The following is a 23,589-nucleotide window of genomic DNA, read 5'->3' as shown; positions in this document are numbered from 1 at the left end:
GTTAAGCTGACTCAACAGTTTCGTTAAGCAACATATCCGTAAATACAAGATTATTCAATGGCTTCAATGTGCTAAACGACTATTTACCCCAACATCATAAGCTGGTCAGAGCAGATAATATAAAACCCAAGCAGCATAAATACGGCACAAGCAGCACGGCGGGCCCAGTCCAGAGAGATTTTCTGCAACAACCAGCTACCTGCATACACTACCGGTACATTGGCAGCCAACATACCCAGCGTAGTACCCACAATCACCATCCACACGGCATCTTCAAAACTGGCAGCCAATATTACCGTCGCGATCTGGGTTTTATCGCCAATTTCAGCCAGAAAAAATAATATACAGCTGGCAGCAAAAGCACCAAAACGCAGTACGCTGGTATCACCGCTGTCGTCTTTGTCCGGAATTAACAGCCATAGCGCTACCGCAATAAAAGAGCTGCCCAGCAGCCAGTTGTGCCAGCCTTGCGGAATAAACTGCGCCACCCAGACACCCAGCCAGGCCGATGCGGCATGGTTCAGCAACGTTGCCACTAAGATACCGGCGATAATCGCACTTTTAGAGCGAAACCTGGCAGCAAGAAACAAGGAGAGTAACTGGGTTTTATCGCCAATTTCAGCAATAGCTACGGCGGTAAAAGAGGATAAAAAGGCTTCCATCAACTGCACCTTAGCGGGATATAAACATAAGACACAGCACCGGCTCCCGCTTTGGGCCAGTGGTGTGTCTTAAGTCTCATCAATTCAAAGCAGGCTTTGAACGATACGGCCATGTGCAGGTGGCACAAGTATGTTGACCGTAGCGCAACCGTATAATACGGCTGCAGATTACTCCCTTAAGGCAGCGCGCATTCTATTGAGTTTGCACGCGGCTGTAAAGCGCTAATCAGCGCCCTTCGCATGTCACGGATAACGCAGTTTGCTCGCATCAACACGCCATACATCATTCTCAGGCCCAGACTTTATCAGCCCAGCGTTTGGCATTGGCGCGCCAGCTGGCCCAGCCACCGATCAGGTTAACCAGCCCCCAGTAGGTCAGTGGCACCAGCACTAAACTGGTCAAGGTAGAAAACAGCAAACCACCAATAATAGCAATGGCCATTGGCGCGTAGCTTGGGCCGTCACCGCCTATTTGGGTGCCACCCATAGCCAGCGGTAATAAACCCAAAACGGTGGTAGATACTGTCATCAGTATTGGCCGCAACCGTGATTCACTGGCACTGATAATCAGTTCACGTAGTGTTGCTTCTGGCTGTTCCTGCCTGTCCTGATTAATTCTGTCTACCAGCACTATGCCATTGTTTACCACTATACCCATTAGCACCAGCATGCCTATCATACCCATAATGCCCATAGTGGTACCGGTAAACATAAAGGTCCAGAACACGCCGACCAGCGAAAACAATAACGAGCCTATTACTGCTGTGGGTAACAGCAAGGATTCAAATAACGCCGCCATTACCAGGTAGATCATGGCAACAGCCAGCAACATATTGACCATCATCACCTGCTGCGATTCGTCCTGCTGCTGAAAACTGCCCTGAAACGACCAGCGATAGCCCGGCGGCAACGCCAGTTTATCCATCACCTTTTTAATGTCTTCGCGCGCGGTGTCCATGGTGTAGTCTTTGGCCAGGTTCATTCTGATGGCGATACCGGTTTGGCGGTCAAAACGGCTAATTTGATCCAGCCTTGGTGCCATCGTCAGCACAGCCAGCTGTTGCAGGCTTATCACCACGCCGTCTTTGTTCAGTATTGGCAACGCCGACAGCTCGGCCAGTGAATGGCTTATCTTTTCATCGTACAGCACGCGCATTAACAGCTCGCCCTGCTCGGCACTTCTGAAAGTGCGCAGGTTGGTGCCGCGCAGTGCCAGCGATACGGCATTGGCTACCTGCTGCGCATTTAAACCATGGCGCTGCAGTTGGTCGAGCTTTAACGTGATCTGAATTTCCTGCTGGCCGTGAGCAATTTCAGAGCTAACATCCTCAAGTCCGGTAACGCCAGCCAGCATCGGCTCAATATCAGCAGCCAGTTTTAGCAGTACCTCAGTAGAGCTGCCCAGTAAATGCACCTGTAAACCACCATTATTGCCCCAGCCAAAAGACGGTTTAGACCTTACCAGCGCAGGCCAGTCTTGGCGGATAGCCTCTTTTAACTGTGGCAGAGGCTGGCTTAGCTCTGGTTTTAAAATAATGATCGAATTGGCTTGCCCAGCGCGGTAGTAGCTGTATACCGACTCAATATCGAACTTGTCTTTGTTGGCATACAAGTAGGCTTCCATAATGCTGACTTCCGCTTCTACTTCGCCCAGCGCATAGTTACCCTGCACATTGTAATTTAAGAAGATACGGTCGCTGCCTTCGTTATCGTCGTCACCGCCAGATACGGCCCCCATCGGTATAACAATGCTGCCCAGTAATAACAACGCGATAAATGCCGACCAGCGCGGGTGATACATTACCCAGCCCAGTACTTTACGGTACTTTGCTTCAAAGGCGCCTGCCTGTTGATCTTTTACCGGCTGCACATTTAAACGGGTAGTTAACAATGGGATCAGTGTTAATGCCATTAGCAGGCTTACCGCAAGGCATAAACAAATGGCAATAGCTACGTGCTCTAAAAAGATGGTCAGTTCCATTTTTTGACCAACAATATTGGGTAAAAAGACGATGGCGGTAGTAGCAGTACCGGCCACTACTGCCAGGCTTACCCGGCGCACACCGCGTGCAGTGGCGGCTTTTACATCACCACCGGCGGCACGTTCGCGAAAAATGCTTTCCGTTACCACTACCGCGTTATCTACCAGCATGCCCACGGCCAGCATCAGCCCCATCATGCTTAATATATTTAAGCTGTAGTCAAGAAAATACATAATGCCCAGCGCAATGCAGATAGATACCGGCACCGCCAGCACCACCACCATAGTGGTGCCAATATGGCGCAAAAATAAATACAGCACAGCAAAAGATAACAGCGCCCCTACGCCACCGGCGCTGAGTAAATCGGCCAGCGAGGTTGTTACGCCTTTGGCGGTATCGTCCATAATATACAGGCTGATCCCGTTAAACGCCGGGTCGTCATCAGCGGCCTGCACCACTGCCAACGCAGCTTTGGCCACTTCAACCAGATTAGCGCCCGACTCTTTATATACATTCATGCCCACGGCGTAGGTTTGATCAAGATGGCGGCCATCTTCACGTTTTGGCAGCTCCAGCTGCACTGTGGCCACTTCACGTAAACTTAAGCCGGGGCGTAGCGGTAACGAGGCAATTTCTTCCAGCTCACGGTACTCGCCTACCGGTTTTACCAGAATACTGTTGTTAATATTGCGCAGCTCACCGGCTGTCATGGCAAAGTTATAGCCCTGTAGCGTGCTTACCAGCTCGGCGGCATCAATATTCAGCGCCCGCATTTTGTCGGGGTTAAGCCGAATCACCACCTGGCGTTTTTCTACGCCGTATAGCTCAACTTTAGATACGCCCTGCACCCGCTCTAATGGCCGTTTGATCTGCCGCTCCAGCAAGTCGTACGCCATCGCCAGATCGCGCTCACTGGAAATACGCAGCTGAAATATCGGCATATCGTTGGTGTTAAACTGAAACACCAGCACACGTTCAACATCTTTGGGCAGCAAATGGCGGATGCTGTCTAAGCGTTCGCGCACCTCTATGCTTTTGCTGTTAATGTTTTCTTCCCACTTAAATTCCAGCGACACCTCAGCGCTGTTTTCATTTGACCAGGAGCGCATTTGCTTAATGCCGGTTACCGTGGCCAGCGCTTCTTCCAGCGGCCGGGTAATCAGGCGCTCTATTTCAGTCGGCGTGGCGTTGTTGTAAGGCACATTAATAAAAATTTGTGGAATATCAATACCGGGGAATTTTTCCAGCGGCAACATACGGCTGGCAAGAATGCCAAATACCAGCATCGATAAAAATATCATGCAAATGGTAACCGGCCGTGTCAGCGCAAAGCGGGTTATAGCAAGCGGTTGCTGGCTCATACGCTGATCTCCTGATTACGGTTTTCCTGTATGACCGGGGCATCACGGCTAACCAGCGCATATAACACCGGAATAAACAGCAATGTCAGCATGGTGGCAAGTGCCAAACCAAAGATCACGGTAATCGCCATAGGCGCGCGGATTTCACTGCCATCACCAGTGCCCAGCGCCATCGGCAACAAGCCCAGAATGGTGGTTAAAGTAGTCATTAATACCGGCCGTAAACGGCTGGCACCGGCCTCAATAATGGCTTGCTGCAGTGCAACGCCTTCACCGCGCAACTGGTTAATGCGGTCAATCAGTACAATGGCGTTATTGACCACTATACCGGCCAGCATTATAAGGCCGATAAATACGATAACAGACAGCCGGGTATCGGTAAGCCACAACCCCAAAATGGCACCGGCACCGGCCAGCGGCACAGTAAACAGGATCAGCAGCGGCTGCAGCAGGTTTTCAAATTGCGATGCCATCACCAGATATACTAAAAATACTGCCAGTAACAGCGCCATGGTCAGTGAAGTATAAGCACGCTGCATTTCTTCGCTTTGGCCCATTACCGCCGCAGTTACACCGTAAGGCAGACGCTGCGCGGCTAAAATAGCAGCCGCACTTTGGGTAGCTTGCTCTAAATCACCAAAGGCCAGGTTAGCACTTACCACGGCAACCCTTTGCTGGCCAATGCGGGTAATTTCGCTGGGGCCGGTTTCGCGCTCGATACGCGCAACAGCAGATAATGGCAACGGCTTGGCACTGCCGGGGTTAATAATAAGCTGTGCCAGTTGCTGCTCGGTTTGGCGGTATTGCTCGGCTAACCGCACGCGGATATCCACTTTACGATCATTAACTGAATACTGTCCGGCCAGTTCACCGCCAACATAGGCAGCCACTCTTTTGGCGACTTCGTGCGATGTCATGCCCAGTTGCGACAGCAAACCATGGTTAAAGTACAGCGTAATTTCAGGCTGGCCGGGGCGCAGGCTGGTTTTTACATCAGTAAAGCGCGCGTCGGCTTCCAGCGCGGCAACCAGGTTGTCGGCTGCAGTTTTCAGCTCTGGCAGCTCATAGCCGGATAATTCAACCTCCAGCGGTGTGCTAAAGCTAAACAGCTGTGGCCGGTCTATTTTCACGGTAACGTCAGGCAATTGCGCCAGATAATCACGTAAAGTGGCTATTACCTGTTGCTCTTGCTGTGCATCAGTACCGTTTTGCAGCACTATATTCAAACGGCCCCAATGGCTACCGCCAATGCTGGGATCGACCGTCATTTGTGCACCGGTGCCGGCCTGGGCATAGCTGCGTTTTACCGCGCTTTGCTCAGCTGCAATTGCCGCCAGGCGCACTAATACTTTGTCGGTTTGATCAATAGAGCTGCCTACCGGCAGTTGTACTTCAACATAAAACTCGCCCTGGCTCATGGCGGGAATAACATCAGCACCCAACCGTGGTAACAGCGCAAAACAGGCTCCGGCCACTGCCAGCGTAACCACTATGGTTACGCCTTTTAGCGCCAGCGCACCTTGCAGTGCGTATCGGTAAAACGCTTCCAGCCGGTTAAGCAGCCACTGTACCGCCCAAAGCAGAGGTTTAAATAACAGCGCCAGAGTGCGGCTAATCAGACGCAATACTAAGGTTAGCGCCGCAACCAGCAACAACATTAAACCGCGCAGCGCCCGACCCAGCATACGCAACGGCCAGGTTGGCCAGTAATACCAGCGACGGATTTGTGGCGCTGTATCTGGCTCTGACGCCGGTACCTGTGCAGCGGCTTTTGCTTTGCCTTCACGTGCTGCCATAGTAGGAATAAGGGTTAACGCCACCACTAACGAGGCCAGTAAGGCGAAGGTGACCGTTAATGCCTGATCACGAAACAGCTGCCCGGCGATACCTTCAACAAATACCAGCGGGAAAAACACCGCCACGGTAGTTAATGTAGAGGCCGTAATGGCCATCGCCACTTCACGGGTGCCGGTCTTAGCGGCAGTAAAAGCATCTTTGCCCTGCTCTTTGTGCCGGGCAATGTTCTCCAGCACCACTATGGCATTATCTACCAGCAAACCTACGGCCAGTGCGATACCGCCCAGGCTCATCATATTTAGCGTAATACCCTGACCGTACATCAGATTAAAGGTTGCGATAACCGATACCGGTATCGATACCGAGATAATCAGCGTGGCCCAGACATTGCGTAAAAACAGATACAGCACCAGCATTGCCAGCAAACCACCGATGACGGCGGAGGATTTCACCTCATCAATGGCCTGTTTAATAAATTCAGACTGGTCATACACCAGCGTTAAGCGGTAACCGGCAGGCAGGGATTTTTCCAGTTGGGGTAACTGCGCCAGCAAGGTTTTAGCTACCTGCACGGTATTGGCATCGCCCTCTTTGTAAATAGCGACTTCTATCGCTTCTTTGCCATCGATATAGGTAATGCTTTGGCGGTCAACAAAGCTGTCGCGCACTTCGGCAATATCCGATAGGCGGATCTGGCTGCCGGCTACTTCTGCCACATATAAATTTTCAATTTGCTGCAGGTTGGCAAACTGGTTAATGGTACGCACCAGATAGTCGTAGCTGGGCGTTTCTAACCGGCCACCGGCCTGATTAAGGTTTTCCTGGCGTAAACGCTCGGTGATCTGGCTGATATCCAGTTGCAACTGGCTGAGCTTTTCCGGATTAAGCAAAATTTGGATTTCCTGGCTTAAACCACCATCGGGCCGCACAGCGGCTACGCCGGGTAATGATTCCAGCGCACGGCGTAAATCTTCTTCGGCAAAGGTCCGCAGGCTTACCAGTTGCGCCGGGCTTAGCGCCTCTCCGGCATTATCACGGCTTAATGCCAGCCGCACTATCGGATCAAGGTTAGGGTTAAAGCGCAGTAATAAGGGCTTTTCAATTTCCAGCGGCAGCAGTAGTACGTCGAGTTTTTCCCGTACTTCCAGCGCGGCCAGATCCATATCGGTGCCCCAGTCAAACTCCATTACCACATCAGAGCGGCCTGAACGCGAAACCGACTGTACTTTGCGTACGCCTTTAACAATACCGACAGATTCTTCAATCGGTTTACTCACCAGCTGCTCTACTTCGGCCGGTGCAGCACCAACAAATTCGGTACGTACGGTTAACGACGGATAAGATAAATCCGGTAGTAAATTTACGGCCAGGCGGCCGGCGGCCACCAAACCAAAGAGTAAAATACCCAGTGTAAACATCCAGATAGTAACGGGGCGGGTTACAGCTATATCAACCAGCTTCATGGCATCAGGTCCTGTGTGCTTATATTATTGTTTTATTTTTAGAAAGAAGCTGCGGGCCTGAATTTATCACCTGAGGGAGAATCGATTTACCCTAAGCCGACCGTTGGAGCCCTGGACGGGCGGAATCGAGCCCCCAGGGATGGGTTTACGGCGTGTTGGCGTGGGTAAACCGGTTCGGATTAAATATCAGGTTTTTGTATCCGGCATCAGCTCTTAGTGATCAAAACTCGCGTACGGTTACCACATTTACCAGCGCATCATCTTTCAAGGCTGATTGCCCGGCAATCACCACCTGATCACCCAGCGCCAGGCCAGACAATATTTCTACAGTATTATCAGCCTGATACCCCAGGTGCACCTGCTTACGGCTAACTTTGTTTTCACTGTCAATAACAAACACAGTCTGGCTGTTGTCGGTGTTCATCAACGCACGTTTGGGCAGTAATAACGCATCGGTTTTAACATCAAACTGCAACTGCACCTGGGCAAACATGCCTGGTTTTAACTGCTGCTGTTCGTTGGCCACTTTTAACACCGCCCGCACCGTACCTGAGCCGGCATCCACTACCGGGGAAATACGCACCAGCTCAGCGCTTACCGGTGTCATACCGGCAAATTGCAGCAGTGCAGTTTGGCCTACGCGGGCCTGCGCCAGTTGTTGCTCGGGCAAATGCACTACCGCTTCTAACTGCTGGTTAGACACAATATGAAACAATGACTGAGTAACATGCTGATTTACCAGCTGGCCGGTTTTAACATAACGACGCGATACCACACCGCTTATCGGCGCGCGAATTTCGGTTTCTTTCAACGCCAGCTCAGCCAGGTTTACCGTGGCCTGCAGTGCATCGTGTTGCCACTGCAGTTTTTCAAATACGTCGGCACTGATCAGCTTGCGCTGGTGCATTTCATCCATCCGTTTTAACTCGCTGCTCAGGCGGTTTAATTCGGCTTTTTCTTTGTTCAGGCTGTATTGCTGGCGCTCGTTGTCCAGTACCGCCAGTAACTGGCCGGCGCTGACTTCGCCACCCTCTTCCACCAGAATACGTTGCACTATGCCAACGGCTTTGCTGATTACCTCTGCCTCTGCCCGCGCTTCCAGCGTGGCTGTGGTACGGTAGCTGCTGCTGATTTCGCCGTTACGGGTAACAGAGGCTTCAACCGGCACCGCGATAACAGCCTCAGCCGTCGTGGCGGCCGTTGAGCTGTTGGCTTGATTGCAGCCGGTTAACAGAACACTGGCCAAAATGGCAGCAGCAGCGGTTAGTTTAAAACTGTGTGACGTTTTCATGATTCATCCTTTGGAAAACAAAAAACTGAGCAAGTTAACACAGCTAATGCAGAGGCCATGCCAGCACCAAAAACAATAAATTCATTAATATTTTCAACGATATAAAAAACATTCATGCTGTTCTCCATTCTTGATGCCAGTTTTACTTGGTTAAAAACACTATTTTTTAGTCATTAACATCACGTTCAGCACGACCAAACTACAATTACGTGAGAGCTAGAGCCTGTACTCTAAGGTCTGACCTCTTTATACTGCGCTCTTTTTCACGTTCAACAGGTGTATATATGATTAGAAAATCTGCCGTTTCTTTAGCCGTTCTTTCCGCCCTTGTCAGTGTGTCGGCCCACGCTGAAGGTTATAAATTATTCGAACAATCGGTCAGCAGCATGGGTAATGCTTATGCTGGCCGTGGCGCACAAATTACTGATGCCACTCTGGTTTACTCTAACCCTGCAGCCTTAACACAACTGGACGGTGCGCAGCTTTCTGGCGGCCTTAACCTGATTAGCGCTAAAACCAATTACCGCAATGCTCAGGCGCAAAGTGCTAATGGTCAGTCTGTTGTTGGTCGTACAGACGGTGAAAATAGTTTGAATGAACTGGTCCCTTTTGTGTTTTACAGCGATAAAGTGTCAGATTCATTAAGCTGGGGTATTGGTTTTTATGTGCCCTTTGGTTTGTCATCTGATTACGATGATGATTTTGTTGGCCGATACTTTGCTGATGAAACGGCGGTACAGGTATTAAGCCTGCAGCCGGCCATTGGTTATAAGCTAAATGAGCAATGGTCTATTGGTGGCGGTATTTCTATTAACCGCGCTGAAGGTACTTTATCTAAATTTAAAGATCACAGCGGCTTGTGTGAGCTGGGTGAGCAAACGACTAACGCCATGTTTGGCGCACCGGTATACAACGATGCTTATTGCAACAGCCATTACGAAGTAGAAGGCGACGATATTGCCTTTGGTTATACACTGGGTATTCATGGTGAACCGGTTGCCGGCACCCGCCTGGCACTAACCTACCACTCAGCAGTGCGCTTTACTTTAAAGGGTGATTCAGATATTACCAATACGCCTATTACCGGCGCTAACGTGGTGGGCAACCCTAACTATATAGTAGTAGCACCAAACCTGCCGGCTATTGATTTATCTACCGGCAAACTGGCAGCAAACAGCCGCCTGACTGAAGCCAGCAAACTGGCGTTAACCACCCCGGCCAGCGCGGCTTTTAGCTTGGATCAGCAGGTAACTAAAGCCCTGTCACTGCAATTTAGTGCCGCCTGGACCCAGTGGAGCGAGTTTCAAAGCATTGATATTGTCAGCGACGATGCTAATCCCAGTATTTCATTAAACACGCAATCAGCGACAAACCTGAATGCCGAAGGTTATATTGGTTATATCCCGGAATACTGGCAAAACAGCTGGTCGTTTGCTGTGGGCGCTACCTATGTTTATCAAAGCGATTTAACCTTAAAAGCCGGTGTGGCCTTTGATGAAAACCCCATCAGCGTAGAGCATAAAACCGCGCGTATACCAACCGATGACCGGGTATGGGTAACAGTGGGCGCTAACTGGCAACTGGCCGACAACCTGAGCCTAGATGTTGCTTACGGGTATCTGTTTACCGGCGATGTCAGTGTAAACGAGCGTGAGTATAATGTGCAGGACCAGGCCTTATATAACAGCGGTTATCAGGGCGATTACAGCAATAAAGGCCAGTTATTTGCCGTTCAGGCTAATTACCGCTTTTAACTTAGCAAACTAAGCAACGTAAAAAGGCGATCATCGGATCGCCTTTTTATTATCTGCTGTTTTTATCTGCTGCTAAATTAATGCACCAGCTTTAACTTATAGCCTGACGGTGCAGCGTCGTCTTGCTCAGCCAACACCATATAGTGCTCGCCCGGCGTTAACTGCATGCTGTCGGTTTTATCCAGCAAGGTGGTACTGCCGTTTTCTGCTACCTGCACCAGCGCTATGGCATAGTAATCTTTAGGCAGATTCAGGCTTTGCTGCTTTTTAAACGCCAGGTTTTTAACGTTGTATCTGGCATTGGCAATGGTTTCATTTTCACGGACAAAATAAAACTGCAGCTGAGTAAAATCGGCTACCAGGTTAGCCACTACCACATCATGCGCCTGCACCTGCGGGCTATCCGGCTCAGTAACGCTTAACGCTTCTACCTGTTGTTGCTCGTTTGCATATAACAGCACTGCTTTGCTATCACCGGCAGCCACACTTAACAGGGCACTGTTTAACAACAAAGCACCATCGCTGTCACGGGCCGATAAGCTATAGTCACCTTTTACCAGCGGTAAATAACCACTTAACTGGCCACTGGTTACACTGGCGACACTCTGGTTGTCCAGTGCTACATTAATATCCTGCGACAGGCTGTTATATAAACGGAACTGCGCACTGGCATCAGTGTGATCATAAGCCGTCACAGTGGAGGAATTCAGCACCACATCGACGGACAATTGCCCGGCTAACGGGCCAAACTTGTCACGTATAATCAGTACATAGTTGCTGGTATAGGCAAAATTAACGCCTTTGGCGACAAAAACAGGCGTGTCTTCACCGGCTTCGGTCAGGTAAAGGTTAAACTTACCCAGCTCTTTGCCTTCAGCAACTGAACTGATTTCCTGAAAAGATAACGAATCAACCAGCTCAGCATCAGCAAAGCCTTTGCTTTCGGCGCTTAAGTGAATATCCATCGCCGGATATTGTTCAGATAAATTGGCCAAATGCAGTTTAAATTGTTTATCCAGGCTTTCGTCACGCTTAAAACTCAGGCTCAGGTAATCAAACTGTTCGTCTTTCTGCGTCAGAATAAACAGGGTTTTATTGCCCTCTGCCAGTGGCATATCTTCACTGAGTAATTCTTCCGTACTGGCCACATCGGTAAGCTCCAGTGTATAAGAATCTGGCGCTACGGCAACCAACGCACTGACATCGCCATAAGTGGCTGTACCAATGGCCGTGTCACCGGCTTTTAACGATGTATTGCCAGCACTGGCCGCACCATTATAAAACTGCAGATAAGTCTCTGCTGCGGCACTATCATCACTGCCGCCGCCACAGCCAGCCAAGCCCAGCAAGGCACCAAACGCCAGTAGCCGTAAAGAATAAACTGATTTCATGTAAATCTTCCTGAGGGTAATGTAACAACGGCTCAGAGTAAGGATTTACCGCAACGAACGCTATGGCGCTTTACTATTAAAAACAGTTGGTTACGCTTAGTTACAAACTGGCTTTTTAACGCTGCTTATTTTGTACTGCCTTTTATAGCGTTTAGCTGGCATTTTATCGGATCTGTCATCTTAGTTTGTTATTCAGATCGTACACTGCAGGCCGTTTTTATGGGAAAACCTTAGCTATGATTTTGTTGCGTATTGTACAAATAACCCTGCTGTTTAGCCTGTTTGGTGCCACTGCGGTAAAAGCACAGCAAGACGACAGCCTGCTGCTGATCTCAATAGATGGCTTTGCCAGCCAGTATCTGCAGCAATACCCTGCCGCCAATATAAAGAAACTGGCGCAGGAAGGGTTAACAGCAGACAGCATGCAGCCGGTGTTCCCCAGCAAAACCTTTCCTAATCACTACAGCATTGTTACCGGCCTGTATCCGGCTAACCACGGTATTGTAGAAAACAATATATTTGATGCTGATTTCGATGCTACGTTCCGGCTAAGCAAGGCTGAAGAAGTAACCAATGCCCGCTGGTGGCAAGGTGAACCGGTATGGGTTACGGCTGAATCTCAGGGCGTAAAAGCAGCCACGTATTTTTATCCCGGCTCAGAGGCAGCAATAAAAAATGTGCGCCCAAGCTACTGGCAACGCTACGATGGCAATGTCAGCCACAACGAAAGAGTAGACTCAGTACTGCAATGGCTGGATTTACCCGCAACAGAGCGGCCACGTTTTTTAACGCTGTATTTTAGTGCTGTAGATGATGCAGGCCATAACCATGGCCCCAATTCGCCCGAAGTAGCGGCCGCTATAGCCGACGTTGATCAGGCAATTGGCCGCCTGCTGGCCGGTTTAACCCAGCGCGGCTTGTACAATAAGCTGAATATTATGCTGGTATCCGATCACGGCATGGTAGAAACACCGCCGCAACAAATTATCGTGCTGGATAAGCTGTTTAACAGCAGCGACGCCGCCCTGACATTGTGGACAGCAGAAATTGTTTCTATCTTCCCCGGCGAAGGCAAACTAAACAATATTTATCAGCAGTTAAGCCGCAACTTACCGCCCCAGGCAAAAGTGTATAAAAAGGCGGATTTGCCCGCGCGCTGGCACTATCAGAACAGCAAACGTATAGCACCGCTGCTGGTGATCCCCGAGCCAGGCTGGCGGTTAATTCAGCAAAAAGCAGAGGCTAACTACCAGCAAATGGCCGCCGAAGGCAAAACCGGCGGCAGCCATGGTTACGACAACGCCAGCGAATATATGCAGGCTATTTTTATTGGCCACGGGCCGGCATTTAAGGCCGGTAAAACTATTCCGGCCTTTAACAATATTGAGCTGTATAACCTGATGTGCCGCATATTAGGCCTAACCCCCGCCGCTAACGATGGCAACCCGGCCTGGCCTGACTCTGTGCTGGGCAGTAATACTAAAACTAAATAAGCGCTTTAACTACTGGCCGCACGGCGGCCAGTAGTTAAACTTTATCCAGTTTAAAAAACACGCCATCCCACAGTATATAGCCGGTATCGTTATCTGCTTTAATCAGCACAGCACCAGGTGCTACCCAGTCTGACGGGCAGCCAACGGTTAGTACTTCTGTGCTTTGAGCAGTGATACCAAGCTGCTGAAACCGCGCTCGGTACACCGAATAGAACTCAGCTTCAGCTATCGCCGTAAGCGTGAATTGCGGCTTTTCGCAGACGTTATCGGTAAAGCTCACTTTGGTATCGGTATAGCTTGCCTTAGTGCCAAACCAGGCTCTGGCGTCGTCCATACCCATGGCACTGATGCCGGGAAATTTTGCATCGGTTACCTGCCACTGCCCCAGGTACCATTTGTCGTTCTCTGCGGAGCAAGACAACAAGAATAACGTTAATAATAAGCCGATATATCGCATTAGTAGCCCCTTAAAATAGCTGGCAAATAAAATCAATGTTAGATGCAACAGTAGCCAAGCCGCTAGCCTTAATCAACGCCAATAGCGGCCTAATTGTCTTTCAGGCAAGTCAGTGTGGCAACGGGACCTTGATCAGACGGAAAGAGGCTGGCTCAGCAAGGTCAGCGCCAGACGGAAAAAATCCGGCTACTTGCCCCTCACTTATCCATGCCTGTTGCTCAAACAGGGTAAGGTTTAACGGTGTACTAAGATTGGTCAGTATATTATCCACCGTGGCAGATAGTGCGGTATCAAATCGGATTGCGCTAACTTTACCATTGCCACTGGCAATACCCGCCTCAGCAATGATTAATATTTTTTCATTCGCAAACATCATACCGTCCGGGTTCTCCAGCGGGCTGTCAAGTGCTATTGCAGACACCTTACCAATACCATCGCTTCCTGGCTGCACGTGGTAAAGTTTACCGCTGCTAAACATACCCACAACCAGTGAACCGTCACTGCGCACGGCAATGCCGGCCGGTCCGATTTCACCAGCAGCAGGTTTAAGCTCGTCAGCGGCTGCCACCCGGGTGAAAACCGGCTTATCGGAGTCAATGCTAACATGCCAGATCACTCCCGAAGCAGAATCTGTAAGGTAAGCGCCGCCTTTATGATCAATGGCAAAGTCATTGCCAAACCCGTTATCCGGCATATCCACCACCCAACGCAATTTGCCACTGGCAACATCTATAAAACCAAGGCGATGAGCGCGCGGTGTCGACTGCTTCCCCTGCCGGGGGCCGGCAAAATCAGGAGACGCAACCCACAGGCTGTGATGGTGTTGATCATAGCGAATTGCTGTTACGGAGTTCAGTTCAGCGTTATCAGCAAAAAAAGTGGCAATATTGCCACCTTTATCTACCCGGAGGATTTTACCTTCAGTTACAGAGCCAACAAACACTGTGCCATCTTGTTGGTGTGCAATACCGTTAGGGTATTTGAAATGCGCCGGCAACAAAACTTCATCTAGCGGTGCGGCAAATACCTGCAGCAGTAGCATAGTCAGCAGCAGTGCAGGCAGATAACAAGCTCTGATACGGTGCATTCTAAAAATGCATAACATAGCAATCTCCTTTATTTGGTAGTTATCAAACTAGGGCTTTGTCGCTATGCTGTAAATACGACTGGCTTACATACAGAAATGCACCATGCGCAATAATCCCGGTACAATACAACCTGATCGTTTTGGTTTACTTGAGGCTTTTAGCGTAGCGGCACAACGACTGTCTTTTGTCGATGCTGCAAAAGCTTTAAATATCCCCCCCTCGACATTGGGTAGACGAATTAAAAAGCTTGAACAAGAGCTGGGGGTACAACTGTTTGTCCGCACAACCAGGGAGATTGCACTTACTGCGGCAGGGAAAACCTATAACGAACACACCAGCAAGCTGTTACTTGCCTTACACGAAGCCGATCTTGCAGTAGATTTACTTAACCAAAAACCGTCCGGAGTGCTGAAAATAAACGCACCGGTGTCGTTTGGCAGAATATGCATCGCACCGCTGTTAAATCAGTTTATGCGTCAATATCCGCAGCTAAAGATTGAGTTGTCATTAACAGATCAGTACGTTGATCTGGTACGCGAACAGATCGATATTGCCATAAGGATCGGTACCTTAGATGACTCCACACTAAGAGCCCGGTTATTATGCCAGAACAAAAGGCAACTCGTTGCCTCCCCTGCCTACCTAAAAACAGCCGGAACGCCTTTAATACCGGCAGATTTAATCAACCATCGTTGCCTGCATTTTTCACCACTACGCACAGGCCATCAGTGGATATTGCTACAAGGCGGGCAACGCACAACAGTAACGGTTACCCCGCACTTTAGCTGTGATGATGCCGGTATTTTACTGGACGCAGCAAAACACGGTATGGGCATCGCTTTACTGGCCGATTTTCTGACACAACCAGCCCTTAAAAATGGGGAGCTTGTGCCAGTGTTAGCGGATTGGGCACTTCCTGCCTCCGCTATTTATGCAATCTATGCCGATACCCAATTTCTTGCGCAAAAAAGCCGGTTATTTATCGACTTCTTAGTAGATAACATGTCTGCTTCGGTCTAAGGTCGTCAGGACACTGATTATTAACACTTTATGTACCGACACAGTGCCCGGCTACAAATGCCCGGATAATATTTGATAAGCTGTTTTTAAGCCAGCCAGGGCCGAAATCGGTCATATCGTTATGTTCCGAGTCGGCAACCTGCACAATACAGCCATTAAACTGCTTCAACTCTTCTGCTGTATACAACACACCGTCATCGGCAGGGAAATCACTGCCACGAATTGACAATACGGACAAATTCAAGGCTGTTAGCGCCACGCTGCCAGTTTTCACTGCGCTCGGTATAAAGATCGCCACGCACTGCCAACGGCGTGTCCCCCGGCAACTCATGTTGTACCGCCACCACCAAATAGCCAGCTGTATTTAAGGTATTACTGATAAACGTATAATTGTCATAAGCCACACCATAACCGGAGCTTAGCAGCGCCACCGGACAAGAGCTTTCGCTGCTGCAAACCGACGTATCCTGCGGGTAACTGATGTGAATGGGAATATCCCGCTGTGTCTGCGCATCGCTAAGCACCTGATACTCTCCCTTACCGGCTTGGGTCGCTGAAACCTGAAGTAGCAACATGACGGCAAGTACTACTGCATACCACAACTGTATCGGTTTAATCGTCACTGCTTTTTAACACCATAAATCCAATCCAGCCCCTGAATTGCAACAGTCGAAAATGCTGTGGCATGGCTGGCTCCCGGCACAACAGAAAAACGCAATTTAATATTACCGCTGTCAATTGCCTGAATTTTATCTCTTAACCGGCTAGCCCCGATAACCATATCCTCGCCTTCGCCGTAAGCAGGTGTTTCGTATTCTCCGACAGAGATATACACTCTGGTAGCAGCCTCGGGTTTAACTACAGGCGCTGCCAAAATCATATTGTTGTCAAACCACACTGACGGGCTGCCAAGTATGTAGTTTGAGAAAAGCTCAGGCTCAGTGAACAACATATAAGCGCCAAATAAGCCACCTAAGGAGTTGCCGACAAAAGTCCGGTTGGTATTGCTACCACGGTAGTTTTGCTCAATAAACGGGAAAACCGTATCACGTATAAAGGCCATATGCCCTTTAGCATTACCGGTTTCCTGCTGCCAGTCTTTTGCTTTTGACGGCGTGTAATCACGAATTCTGCTGCTGGCGCCTTTTGAACCTTGCTCATATGACACCGCCACGATAATTGCCTGCTGCATTACGCCACTGTTCATCGGAAAACGCACCGCGCCGCTTACCAATGGAAAGCTGTAATGCGCATCTGTCAGGTAAATAACCGGGTAAGCCCTGTCAGTTTGGCTAGCATAGGATGCAGGCAACTGAATAAACACCGGGTAAATGCGGTTGCTGGGTTGCTCCTTAAGCTCAATAACGACACTTCGCGGTATTTCGTAAGCAGCAGAGGCGTTTCCCTCAAAACAAAAGAGCAGTAAAACCGCCAGCATTAACAATTTCATTTGATTAACCTAATGTGCAACAACAATTTTTGACGCAGCCTTGCGCGGCAAAATACATATTACTGATGATACTTACGGATCACCGCTACCTTACCATTTTCTATTTCCAGTACTTCCATCATGATCTGGCTGTAAGAAATGGCTTGTTTATGCTGCGGGTGAATACCTTTGGCGCTGTTGCTATAGCGGATAGCAACAGCAGACTGGTTAAACGTAAACACATCCAGCAGTTCAGCTTTATGCTCGGTATGCGCACCTAAATAAAACGTCATGCCCTTTCGCATCGCCTGCTTGCCATCGGGCTCACGCGAATCGTCGGTTACATAAGGTAAGTGAGAATGGCCGATATCATCAGTCAGCAATGCCAGATAGTTTTCCAGATCCTGCTTTGTTGCATCAGGTGCTTGCGTCGCCACCATTGCAGCAAAATACTGCCTGGCAAAAGCATCTAAATCCAGTTTTGTCTCTGTTGCAGATACAGATAACGACATAAAAACTGACAGCGTAACAAATAACAGTTTTTTCATAGCACATCCCCTTTGTGATTATTCACAGCACGAACTTATGCCTGCGGTACTTTTTGTAATGTCATATGCAGCAACGGATAAGGTTTGCCCTGACCATCGGTCGGCGAGCGGCCTGTTACAGCAAAACCCATTCGCTGATAAAACCCCAACGCCTTAAGGTTCTGCTCGTTCACATCTACTTTTGTCGCCCCCTGCACGGTAATAGCATGGGCCGCCAGCAAGGCGCCTATACCCTGCCCGCGCATCTCTGGTGCGATAAACAGCATTTCAATATTGCCATCATGCACACCACAAAACCCGACTATCTCACCGGTACTGGTTTTAGCGCAGGTTAAGTTCACAGCATCAAAATACTGTTCAAGAATAAGGGGTTTAAGTTGCTGCAGATATTCTTCAGATAAAAAATCGTGCGTAGCCCTAACAGACGTTTCCCAAATTTCGATAAGCGTTTGATACTCTGCTTTTCTTACACTTTCAATATTCATCAATAAACCTGATTAAAAATTTACCATTCAAGGCCGGAACCCGCGCCCCGAGATCCCGCTATCTTGCTCCAGCAAGATAAGCATTTCTTTTGCTACCAGTGCAGCTGATGGCAGAAACATGGTCGAGACAATGCGCTGGTCAATAATCACATCATGCTTATCGGCAATATTGTCTTTGTTGATTATAACTGCGTCATTTTTGCGCAGCTGTGCTTCAACCAAAAATGGCAACAATGCCCCCTGCTTCGCCCAGCTCTTTTCTTTCTCTGTCGAGTCAGGGAAACCTGCCACTCGTTTGCCCTGCACCAAAAACTCGCCGTTACGCAGCTTTACATTGGCAAAAGCGCCGGCGCCGTGTCCACTGCTGCCTATTACTCCGCCGTTTTGGTAAATAGCGGCCATAATATCCAACAGCGGCTGACTGGCCGCCACATCGAATAAGGTGCCATAGCCACCACCGATATAAACAGCTGCGTAGTCTGCAGCCTTAACCTGCGCCGGAGCCAATGAACTATTAGCCTTATCTAAAAACCCTTCATATTTTATCGTGTAGCTGCTGATCCCCAGCGGGTCCATCATAAAGGGGACAGCACCGCCGGCAGGAGAAGCAAAGTCAACACTGTAGCCATGCGAAACAAAGATATGATACGGCGGTGCGTATTCCCACAGGTTATTTCTGGCATCGTGCTTATCGGGGTCGCCCATATCCTCAAGATTTGAAGCAATGATCAAAATTTTCTTAGCATCAGCCGCAGCGGCCTGAAAGCCAAACGCAATAAGTACGAGCCCCAGCAGCAGAATCAGATTTTTCATATTCATTCCTTTGTATTTACAAAGGCTGCAAAAGCAGCCTTTGGTTGTTTGAGCAACATAACGTATTAGCGAAGCTTATAACTTATCCAGCTCTATATCGCCGCTTACTGTGCTTAGCTCTACGCTACCGTCACCGCTGCCCAGCGTAAATTGCAGGCTGCGCGCTGGGCCGTATTTGGCTTTATTGGCTTTGTCGTTACTCAGTTTGTTGTCAATACTGCCACCGGCTGAGGCTTTAATATCAAAGCGGGCGTTTACATTGCTGTCCAGTTTAAGCTCGATATCACCGCTTACGCTGCTGCCGCTGACGCGGGGGCTGGCAGAGCCTTTTAGCTTGGCATCAATTTCACCGTTTACCGTGCTTAGTTTCAGCTGTTTAGTGCCATTTAGTTCCAGTTCGGCATCACCGTTTACGGTGCTGACACTAACTTCGTCTGCGTTGCTTTTCACTTCAATTTTGCCGTTAACCACATCATAACTCAGGCGGCCGCTGGAACCTTCGTCGTCTATTTTGCCGTTAACTGAACTTAGCTCTACCGTGCCGCTGGCGCCTTTTACTTTAATTTCGCCATTTACCGTGCTCAGTTTTACACTGCTGCGTAAGTCAGAGGCTTTAATATCGCCATTTACCGTACTGATCTGGCTGCTGCCGTGAATACCGGTTACGGTAACATTGCCGTTTACGCCTTTAAATTCAACACTGCTGCCTACCGGCACATCAAAGCTTAATTCAGCATTGTTGCTTTTGTCGCGCCAGTTGTAGTTTACCTGGCGTGGCATGGTCATTTCAAAGCGGGTAAAGCCGTCTTTGCTGTCTAACGTGTAACCAGTGGCTTTTTCATCCAGCTTACCGCTGGCTTTAAACTGATTATTACTTACAGCATTAATGGTTATTTCACCGCTCATCACCTCAATATAAATTTTCTCGTTGGCGCTTACTGCACGGCTTTCATTTACTGCTTCGCGCGCATCGGCTAATGCCAGTTGGCTAAAGCCTAACAACATTAAACTGCCAAGGCCAAAGGCCCATGTTTTTGCCACTGTATTCATGTGTTATCTCCTAACTTATTACTAAAGGTTGTTGCAGTGTCGCCTGTTGCAGGTAAGACAGCTGCTGTTGATACAAGCTTTGCAACTGCGCTAACAGCTGCGGTTCATCCGGATAAAATGCTAATGCTTGCCGAACCTGGGCTATTGCCTGGTCCCACACGCGTATTTGTTGCTGCCAATTATCAAAGCCCTCGGCCACTGCCACCATCTGGCTCAGCTGGGTAGCTTTTTGCTGCTCATACACCTGCAGCAACATCAGCTCTGCGGTCGGCATCGCCGCTGTGGTGCCGGTGATACCGGGCAACAGTGCCTGCTGCCAGCCAAATACACTCAGCAGCCCCAGCATGGCGGCGACGCCCCAATACCAGCGTGTGGGTTTGGTTTTGTCTGCCGGTGTCTCGACGGCGTCAAGGCGTGCCGTTGTGTCAAGCTGCGCGGCCAGGTCAAGTTGTGCGGTTATGTCTGGCCATAAATCACGTTGTGGTGCTATCTGCTCTGCCAGCTTGCTGATAGCGTTATCAAGTTGCTGATCATTCATCTGCTAACCACTCCTGTAACAGTTGTCTGGCTCTGAAATACTGTGCTTTAGAGGTACCTTCGGCGATACCCAGCAAAGTCGCAATTTCCTGGTGCTGATAGCCTTCCAGCGCAAATAATACAAATACAGCTCTGGCCTGCGCTGGCAGGCGTTGTATTGCCTGCTCCAGCGGCGCATCTTCACTGGCGCATTCTACGGCTTGCTCTGTTAGCTCTGGTTGTTCGTCACTGCTGTCGGTTAAGCGCAGGTACTTTTCCTGGCGCCAGATATCAATAGCCGTGCGGGTGGCAATACTGTGTAGCCAGGTGGCGAAGCTGCTGTCACCGCGAAACCCTGCCAGTTGCTGCCACACTTTAATAAAAATTTCCTGGCTGGCATCTTCAGCTTTTTGCTTATTGGCCAGTAAGCGCCAGCAAATCGCGTATACCCGGCCGACATACTGCTGATACAGGTAGTAAAAGGCTTGTTTGTCGCCCTTTTGCGCAGCTGTGACTGCCTGCGCAATCTCCATTGCCATAAACGCCCTTAAATACCAAAGTTATTGTGTTAATTGTCAGGTTAGTCGGCAGGGTAAAGCGAAAGGTTTAAACGCAGCAAAATTTTTTACAGATGTTTTTTTACAGATAGGGTTTTGCAGACAGGTTTTTACAGAAAAAATAAAGCGGGAGCCAAGGCCCCCGCCACTAAATAGTGTTTAATAATCCAGGAAGGAAGGTGTAACGCTGTGCATTGTGCCCGGTGCAGGTGTCAGTTGTGTTACAGCTTGGCGATAGTTTTATTAAACCTTTTTAAGCAGCGGCCATTAAAACAACGATAGCAGACATAAAAAAACCGGCCCATAAAGACCGGCGAATTTGAAGCACTAGGAGGAACAGGTTTGCCTTAGCAGGCAGTGCGTAGTGTGCCTGCCAAGTGTTACAGCCAGATGATCTTGCACCACTATATCGGTTATTATCGACATCTTTATTCTGGCGGTTTAATTCCATGGTATCCCCTGCTCCACAGCGTCTGGCAAAATGGATTGCCCAAAGCGGCTATTGCTCGCGCCGGGCGGCCGAGCGGTTAATTACCCAGGGCGTAGTTAGCATAAATGGCGCTGTAGCACGCCATACAGATGGCGTTAGCACATTGGATCAGGTGAGTGTTCACGGCCAACCGTTACCGGCCCAACCGGCCATGCAGTATTTTTTGTACCATAAACCGGTTGGGGTTGATTGCAACAACCGCCCGGATGACCCGACCAGCCTGTATCAGGTGCTCAGGCTATTACCACAACGTTTATTTGCAGTGGGCCGGCTGGATAAAGACTCCAGCGGTTTATTGCTGTTAACCAATGACGGCGCCCTTAGCCAATGCCTGATGCACCCAGCCTTTTACCATGAAAAAGGCTACCAGGTAGACACGGATAAAAACATCACCGCCGATTTTATTGCCAATATGGCTGCGGGGGTAAGCTGGCAACTGGGTGAAACACTCTATCAATCACGCCCGTGCCAGATAACACAAACCGGCAATCAGCAGTTTTATATTGTGTTAACCCAGGGCCTGCACCGGCAAATACGCTATATGTGTAAAACACTCGGTTATCGGGTTACCGCGCTAAAACGTGACCGGTTGCATAATTTACAGCTGGCAAAGCTGCCTGAAGGGCAAATGCGGCCATTAAGCCGTGCCGAGTTACACCAGCTACAGCTGCTTAGCACGCTGCCACAGCCATAAACATAACAGCAGAGTTACGCCGTACATAAGTAACGCCCCCAGCACCACGCCATGCCAGCTGTGCCATTGCCAAAAGGGCTGTAAATACAAGCCACCGGTGCTGGCACCAACATAATAAAACACTAAATACAGTGCATTAGCACTGGCTTTAGCCCTACTGGCGCATTGGTTTACCCAGCTACTGGCCAGCGAATGGCATAAGAAAAAGCCAAAGGCATTAATAAAAAACCCGGCTACAATAAAGCCTAAACTGCTGCTCAATGTCAGTAAGGTGCCCAGCATTAAAATAAGTACACCCAGTGCCATACCCAGCGGCACCGGCATTTTCAGTGCTACTTTTCCGGAAATGGCCGAGCCGATAGTGCCGGTAAAATAGGTGATAAACAGCAAGCCAATCCAGAAGCTGGATAAGCTGTAAGGTGCATCTGACAGCACAAAAGCAATATAGGTATATTGGTTAAGGAAAATAAAAAAGTTAAGCCCGCCAATAAGATAGGTTAACAACAGTAATGGCTGGCGCAAATGAAACAGGTTATCGGCCAAAGCCTGCTTTAACGCAAACGGCTTGGCAACAAAGCGCTTTGCTGGCGGTAAATGGCGCCAGATCAGATAACAGCTAACAACACCCAGTGCAGCTACCGGCCAAAACACCCACTGCCAGTGGCCAATATCGGCCAGCGCTCCGGCCATTAAACGGCCGCTTATGCCGCCTAGCGAGTTAGCGCTGATGTAAAAGCCCACAGCAGCCACCAGCGCCGGTTTGCTGTATTCTTCGCCCATGTAAGCAATGGCCACAGCGGGCAAGCCGCCGAGAAAAACACCTTGCACGGCGCGCCAGAACACCAGAGCAGCAAAGCTCTCTACCTGGGTTAACGCCAGCGTGCTTAGCGTCATACCAATAAGGGTAAGCAGCAGCAGTTTTTTACGGCCCCAGGCATCAGATAGCGCAGCATAAACCAGTAACGACAAACCAAGACACAAAGTGCCGCTGGTGTAAGCCCAGGTGGTTTCAAGTGGCGTTAAGGCAAATTCGCGGCTTAGCACCGGTAACAGAGGTTGCAGCAAATGCAGATTAGCAAATACCACCACGGCGGCTAAACACAGCGCAAAGGTAGCACGGTAAAACGCCGGGCTTTTGTACTCGATCACAACACAGGGCCTGACTTATAAAAGTGCGGCTAGTATAAAGCTATTTGCCACAGCACACGAGCTGGCTTAAACCATTACAACCTGTATTACCCGCTTTCT

General features: G+C 49.4%; 22 protein-coding genes. 4 read left to right on the top strand and 18 right to left on the bottom strand.

Annotated features, from left to right (window positions below):
- Positions 1-83: 83 nt before the first annotated feature.
- From AR688_RS06260 to AR688_RS06245, 4 genes are all read right to left on the bottom strand, one after another.
- Positions 84-662 carry a TMEM165/GDT1 family protein gene (locus AR688_RS06260; RefSeq protein WP_068230584.1) on the bottom strand — a complete coding sequence of 193 codons (579 nt, stop codon included), beginning with the start codon at positions 660-662 and terminating at the stop codon, positions 84-86.
- Positions 663-951: 289 nt separating this feature from the next.
- Positions 952-4,005: an efflux RND transporter permease subunit gene (locus AR688_RS06255; RefSeq protein ID WP_068230581.1), complete on the bottom strand. Its 3,054-nt coding sequence runs from the start codon at positions 4,003-4,005 to the stop codon at positions 952-954.
- Positions 4,002-7,265, bottom strand: coding sequence for an efflux RND transporter permease subunit (locus AR688_RS06250; RefSeq protein WP_068230579.1), 3,264 nt, complete (start codon positions 7,263-7,265; stop codon positions 4,002-4,004). Before AR688_RS06250 ends, AR688_RS06255 begins: the two co-directional genes overlap by 4 nt.
- Positions 7,266-7,485: 220 nt before the next feature.
- On the bottom strand, positions 7,486-8,556 hold the full coding sequence (locus AR688_RS06245) for an efflux RND transporter periplasmic adaptor subunit (RefSeq protein ID WP_068230578.1): 1,071 nt from the start codon (positions 8,554-8,556) through the stop codon (positions 7,486-7,488).
- 284 nt (positions 8,557-8,840) lie between these two features.
- Between AR688_RS06245 and AR688_RS06240 the strand changes: the two genes are divergently transcribed.
- Positions 8,841-10,310 (top strand): OmpP1/FadL family transporter, encoded by a 1,470-nt coding sequence (locus AR688_RS06240; protein WP_068230577.1) that lies wholly within the window; start codon positions 8,841-8,843, stop codon positions 10,308-10,310.
- 77 nt (positions 10,311-10,387) lie between these two features.
- Here AR688_RS06240 and AR688_RS06235 read toward each other — a convergent pair whose 3' ends face one another.
- Positions 10,388-11,701 (bottom strand): DUF4397 domain-containing protein, encoded by a 1,314-nt coding sequence (locus AR688_RS06235; RefSeq protein ID WP_068230574.1) that lies wholly within the window; start codon positions 11,699-11,701, stop codon positions 10,388-10,390.
- A gap of 236 nt (positions 11,702-11,937) precedes the next feature.
- Between AR688_RS06235 and AR688_RS06230 the strand changes: the two genes are divergently transcribed.
- Positions 11,938-13,194, top strand: coding sequence for an alkaline phosphatase family protein (locus tag AR688_RS06230; RefSeq protein WP_068230571.1), 1,257 nt, complete (start codon positions 11,938-11,940; stop codon positions 13,192-13,194).
- 34 nt (positions 13,195-13,228) lie between these two features.
- Here AR688_RS06230 and AR688_RS06225 read toward each other — a convergent pair whose 3' ends face one another.
- Together AR688_RS06225 and AR688_RS06220 are read right to left on the bottom strand one after the other, a co-directional pair.
- Positions 13,229-13,651, bottom strand: a complete 423-nt coding sequence (locus AR688_RS06225) for a hypothetical protein (RefSeq protein WP_068230570.1) — start codon at positions 13,649-13,651, stop codon at positions 13,229-13,231.
- A 109-nt stretch (positions 13,652-13,760) separates the two neighbouring features.
- On the bottom strand, positions 13,761-14,756 hold the full coding sequence (locus AR688_RS06220; protein WP_156420216.1) for a gluconolaconase: 996 nt from the start codon (positions 14,754-14,756) through the stop codon (positions 13,761-13,763).
- Between the two features lie 85 nt (positions 14,757-14,841).
- On the opposite strand from AR688_RS06220, the gene AR688_RS06215 reads away from it, so the two are divergent.
- A complete protein-coding gene (locus tag AR688_RS06215) occupies positions 14,842-15,759 on the top strand; it encodes a LysR family transcriptional regulator (RefSeq protein WP_068230568.1) in 918 nt (305 codons plus the stop codon).
- A 28-nt stretch (positions 15,760-15,787) separates the two neighbouring features.
- Here AR688_RS06215 and AR688_RS06210 read toward each other — a convergent pair whose 3' ends face one another.
- The 10 genes from AR688_RS06210 to AR688_RS06165 form a co-directional block, all read right to left on the bottom strand.
- Positions 15,788-15,997, bottom strand: coding sequence for a hypothetical protein (locus tag AR688_RS06210; protein ID WP_156420215.1), 210 nt, complete (start codon positions 15,995-15,997; stop codon positions 15,788-15,790).
- Positions 15,969-16,382: a hypothetical protein gene (locus AR688_RS06205; protein ID WP_068230562.1), complete on the bottom strand. Its 414-nt coding sequence runs from the start codon at positions 16,380-16,382 to the stop codon at positions 15,969-15,971. Before AR688_RS06205 ends, AR688_RS06210 begins: the two co-directional genes overlap by 29 nt.
- Positions 16,379-17,209 (bottom strand): alpha/beta hydrolase, encoded by an 831-nt coding sequence (locus tag AR688_RS06200; protein WP_068230561.1) that lies wholly within the window; start codon positions 17,207-17,209, stop codon positions 16,379-16,381. The genes AR688_RS06205 and AR688_RS06200 overlap by 4 nt, the downstream gene beginning before the upstream one ends.
- A gap of 59 nt (positions 17,210-17,268) precedes the next feature.
- Positions 17,269-17,736 carry a nuclear transport factor 2 family protein gene (locus AR688_RS06195; RefSeq protein WP_068230560.1) on the bottom strand — a complete coding sequence of 156 codons (468 nt, stop codon included), beginning with the start codon at positions 17,734-17,736 and terminating at the stop codon, positions 17,269-17,271.
- A gap of 35 nt (positions 17,737-17,771) precedes the next feature.
- Positions 17,772-18,221 (bottom strand): acetyltransferase, encoded by a 450-nt coding sequence (locus AR688_RS06190; protein WP_068230558.1) that lies wholly within the window; start codon positions 18,219-18,221, stop codon positions 17,772-17,774.
- Between the two features lie 27 nt (positions 18,222-18,248).
- Positions 18,249-19,034, bottom strand: a complete 786-nt coding sequence (locus tag AR688_RS06185) for a type 1 glutamine amidotransferase domain-containing protein (RefSeq protein WP_068230556.1) — start codon at positions 19,032-19,034, stop codon at positions 18,249-18,251.
- Positions 19,035-19,109: 75 nt separating this feature from the next.
- Positions 19,110-20,084: a DUF4097 family beta strand repeat-containing protein gene (locus tag AR688_RS06180; protein ID WP_068230554.1), complete on the bottom strand. Its 975-nt coding sequence runs from the start codon at positions 20,082-20,084 to the stop codon at positions 19,110-19,112.
- A 10-nt stretch (positions 20,085-20,094) separates the two neighbouring features.
- Positions 20,095-20,622 (bottom strand): hypothetical protein, encoded by a 528-nt coding sequence (locus AR688_RS06175; protein ID WP_068230551.1) that lies wholly within the window; start codon positions 20,620-20,622, stop codon positions 20,095-20,097.
- A complete protein-coding gene (locus tag AR688_RS06170; RefSeq protein WP_068230548.1) occupies positions 20,615-21,139 on the bottom strand; it encodes an RNA polymerase sigma factor in 525 nt (174 codons plus the stop codon). The genes AR688_RS06175 and AR688_RS06170 overlap by 8 nt, the downstream gene beginning before the upstream one ends.
- Positions 21,140-21,410: 271 nt before the next feature.
- Positions 21,411-21,608 carry a hypothetical protein gene (locus tag AR688_RS06165; RefSeq protein ID WP_068230545.1) on the bottom strand — a complete coding sequence of 66 codons (198 nt, stop codon included), beginning with the start codon at positions 21,606-21,608 and terminating at the stop codon, positions 21,411-21,413.
- Between AR688_RS06165 and AR688_RS06160 the strand changes: the two genes are divergently transcribed.
- Entirely contained in the window at positions 21,607-22,341 is a 735-nt protein-coding gene (locus tag AR688_RS06160; RefSeq protein WP_068230542.1) for a pseudouridine synthase, read from the top strand. The genes AR688_RS06165 and AR688_RS06160 overlap by 2 nt on opposite strands.
- Here AR688_RS06160 and AR688_RS06155 read toward each other — a convergent pair.
- On the bottom strand, positions 22,309-23,490 hold the full coding sequence (locus AR688_RS06155) for an MFS transporter (RefSeq protein ID WP_068230540.1): 1,182 nt from the start codon (positions 23,488-23,490) through the stop codon (positions 22,309-22,311). The two genes, AR688_RS06160 and AR688_RS06155, sit on opposite strands and share 33 nt — an antisense overlap.
- Positions 23,491-23,589 lie beyond the last annotated feature (99 nt).

This window comes from Rheinheimera sp. EpRS3 (assembly GCF_001513785.1).
GTDB lineage: Bacteria > Pseudomonadota > Gammaproteobacteria > Enterobacterales > Alteromonadaceae > Alishewanella.
Note: the sequence above shows the minus strand (reverse complement) of the source record. Positions and strands in the feature narration are given on the sequence as shown.

What these genes read in the sequence shown, in the direction of transcription:
- AR688_RS06260 (WP_068230584.1), bottom strand. Translation starts at nt 662, where the DNA reads ATGGAAGCCTTTTTATCCTCTTTTACCGCCGTAGCTATTGCTGAAATT.
- AR688_RS06255 (WP_068230581.1), bottom strand. Translation starts at nt 4,005, where the DNA reads ATGAGCCAGCAACCGCTTGCTATAACCCGCTTTGCGCTGACACGGCCG.
- AR688_RS06250 (WP_068230579.1), bottom strand. Translation starts at nt 7,265, where the DNA reads ATGAAGCTGGTTGATATAGCTGTAACCCGCCCCGTTACTATCTGGATG.
- AR688_RS06245 (WP_068230578.1), bottom strand. Translation starts at nt 8,556, where the DNA reads ATGAAAACGTCACACAGTTTTAAACTAACCGCTGCTGCTGCCATTTTG.
- AR688_RS06240 (WP_068230577.1), top strand. Translation starts at nt 8,841, where the DNA reads ATGATTAGAAAATCTGCCGTTTCTTTAGCCGTTCTTTCCGCCCTTGTC.
- AR688_RS06235 (WP_068230574.1), bottom strand. Translation starts at nt 11,701, where the DNA reads ATGAAATCAGTTTATTCTTTACGGCTACTGGCGTTTGGTGCCTTGCTG.
- AR688_RS06230 (WP_068230571.1), top strand. Translation starts at nt 11,938, where the DNA reads ATGATTTTGTTGCGTATTGTACAAATAACCCTGCTGTTTAGCCTGTTT.
- AR688_RS06225 (WP_068230570.1), bottom strand. Translation starts at nt 13,651, where the DNA reads ATGCGATATATCGGCTTATTATTAACGTTATTCTTGTTGTCTTGCTCC.
- AR688_RS06220 (WP_156420216.1), bottom strand. Translation starts at nt 14,756, where the DNA reads ATGTTATGCATTTTTAGAATGCACCGTATCAGAGCTTGTTATCTGCCT.
- AR688_RS06215 (WP_068230568.1), top strand. Translation starts at nt 14,842, where the DNA reads ATGCGCAATAATCCCGGTACAATACAACCTGATCGTTTTGGTTTACTT.
- AR688_RS06200 (WP_068230561.1), bottom strand. Translation starts at nt 17,209, where the DNA reads ATGAAATTGTTAATGCTGGCGGTTTTACTGCTCTTTTGTTTTGAGGGA.
- AR688_RS06195 (WP_068230560.1), bottom strand. Translation starts at nt 17,736, where the DNA reads ATGAAAAAACTGTTATTTGTTACGCTGTCAGTTTTTATGTCGTTATCT.
- AR688_RS06190 (WP_068230558.1), bottom strand. Translation starts at nt 18,221, where the DNA reads ATGAATATTGAAAGTGTAAGAAAAGCAGAGTATCAAACGCTTATCGAA.
- AR688_RS06185 (WP_068230556.1), bottom strand. Translation starts at nt 19,034, where the DNA reads ATGAAAAATCTGATTCTGCTGCTGGGGCTCGTACTTATTGCGTTTGGC.
- AR688_RS06180 (WP_068230554.1), bottom strand. Translation starts at nt 20,084, where the DNA reads ATGAATACAGTGGCAAAAACATGGGCCTTTGGCCTTGGCAGTTTAATG.
- AR688_RS06175 (WP_068230551.1), bottom strand. Translation starts at nt 20,622, where the DNA reads ATGAATGATCAGCAACTTGATAACGCTATCAGCAAGCTGGCAGAGCAG.
- AR688_RS06170 (WP_068230548.1), bottom strand. Translation starts at nt 21,139, where the DNA reads ATGGCAATGGAGATTGCGCAGGCAGTCACAGCTGCGCAAAAGGGCGAC.
- AR688_RS06160 (WP_068230542.1), top strand. Translation starts at nt 21,607, where the DNA reads ATGGTATCCCCTGCTCCACAGCGTCTGGCAAAATGGATTGCCCAAAGC.
- AR688_RS06165 (WP_068230545.1), bottom strand. Translation starts at nt 21,608, where the DNA reads ATGGAATTAAACCGCCAGAATAAAGATGTCGATAATAACCGATATAGT.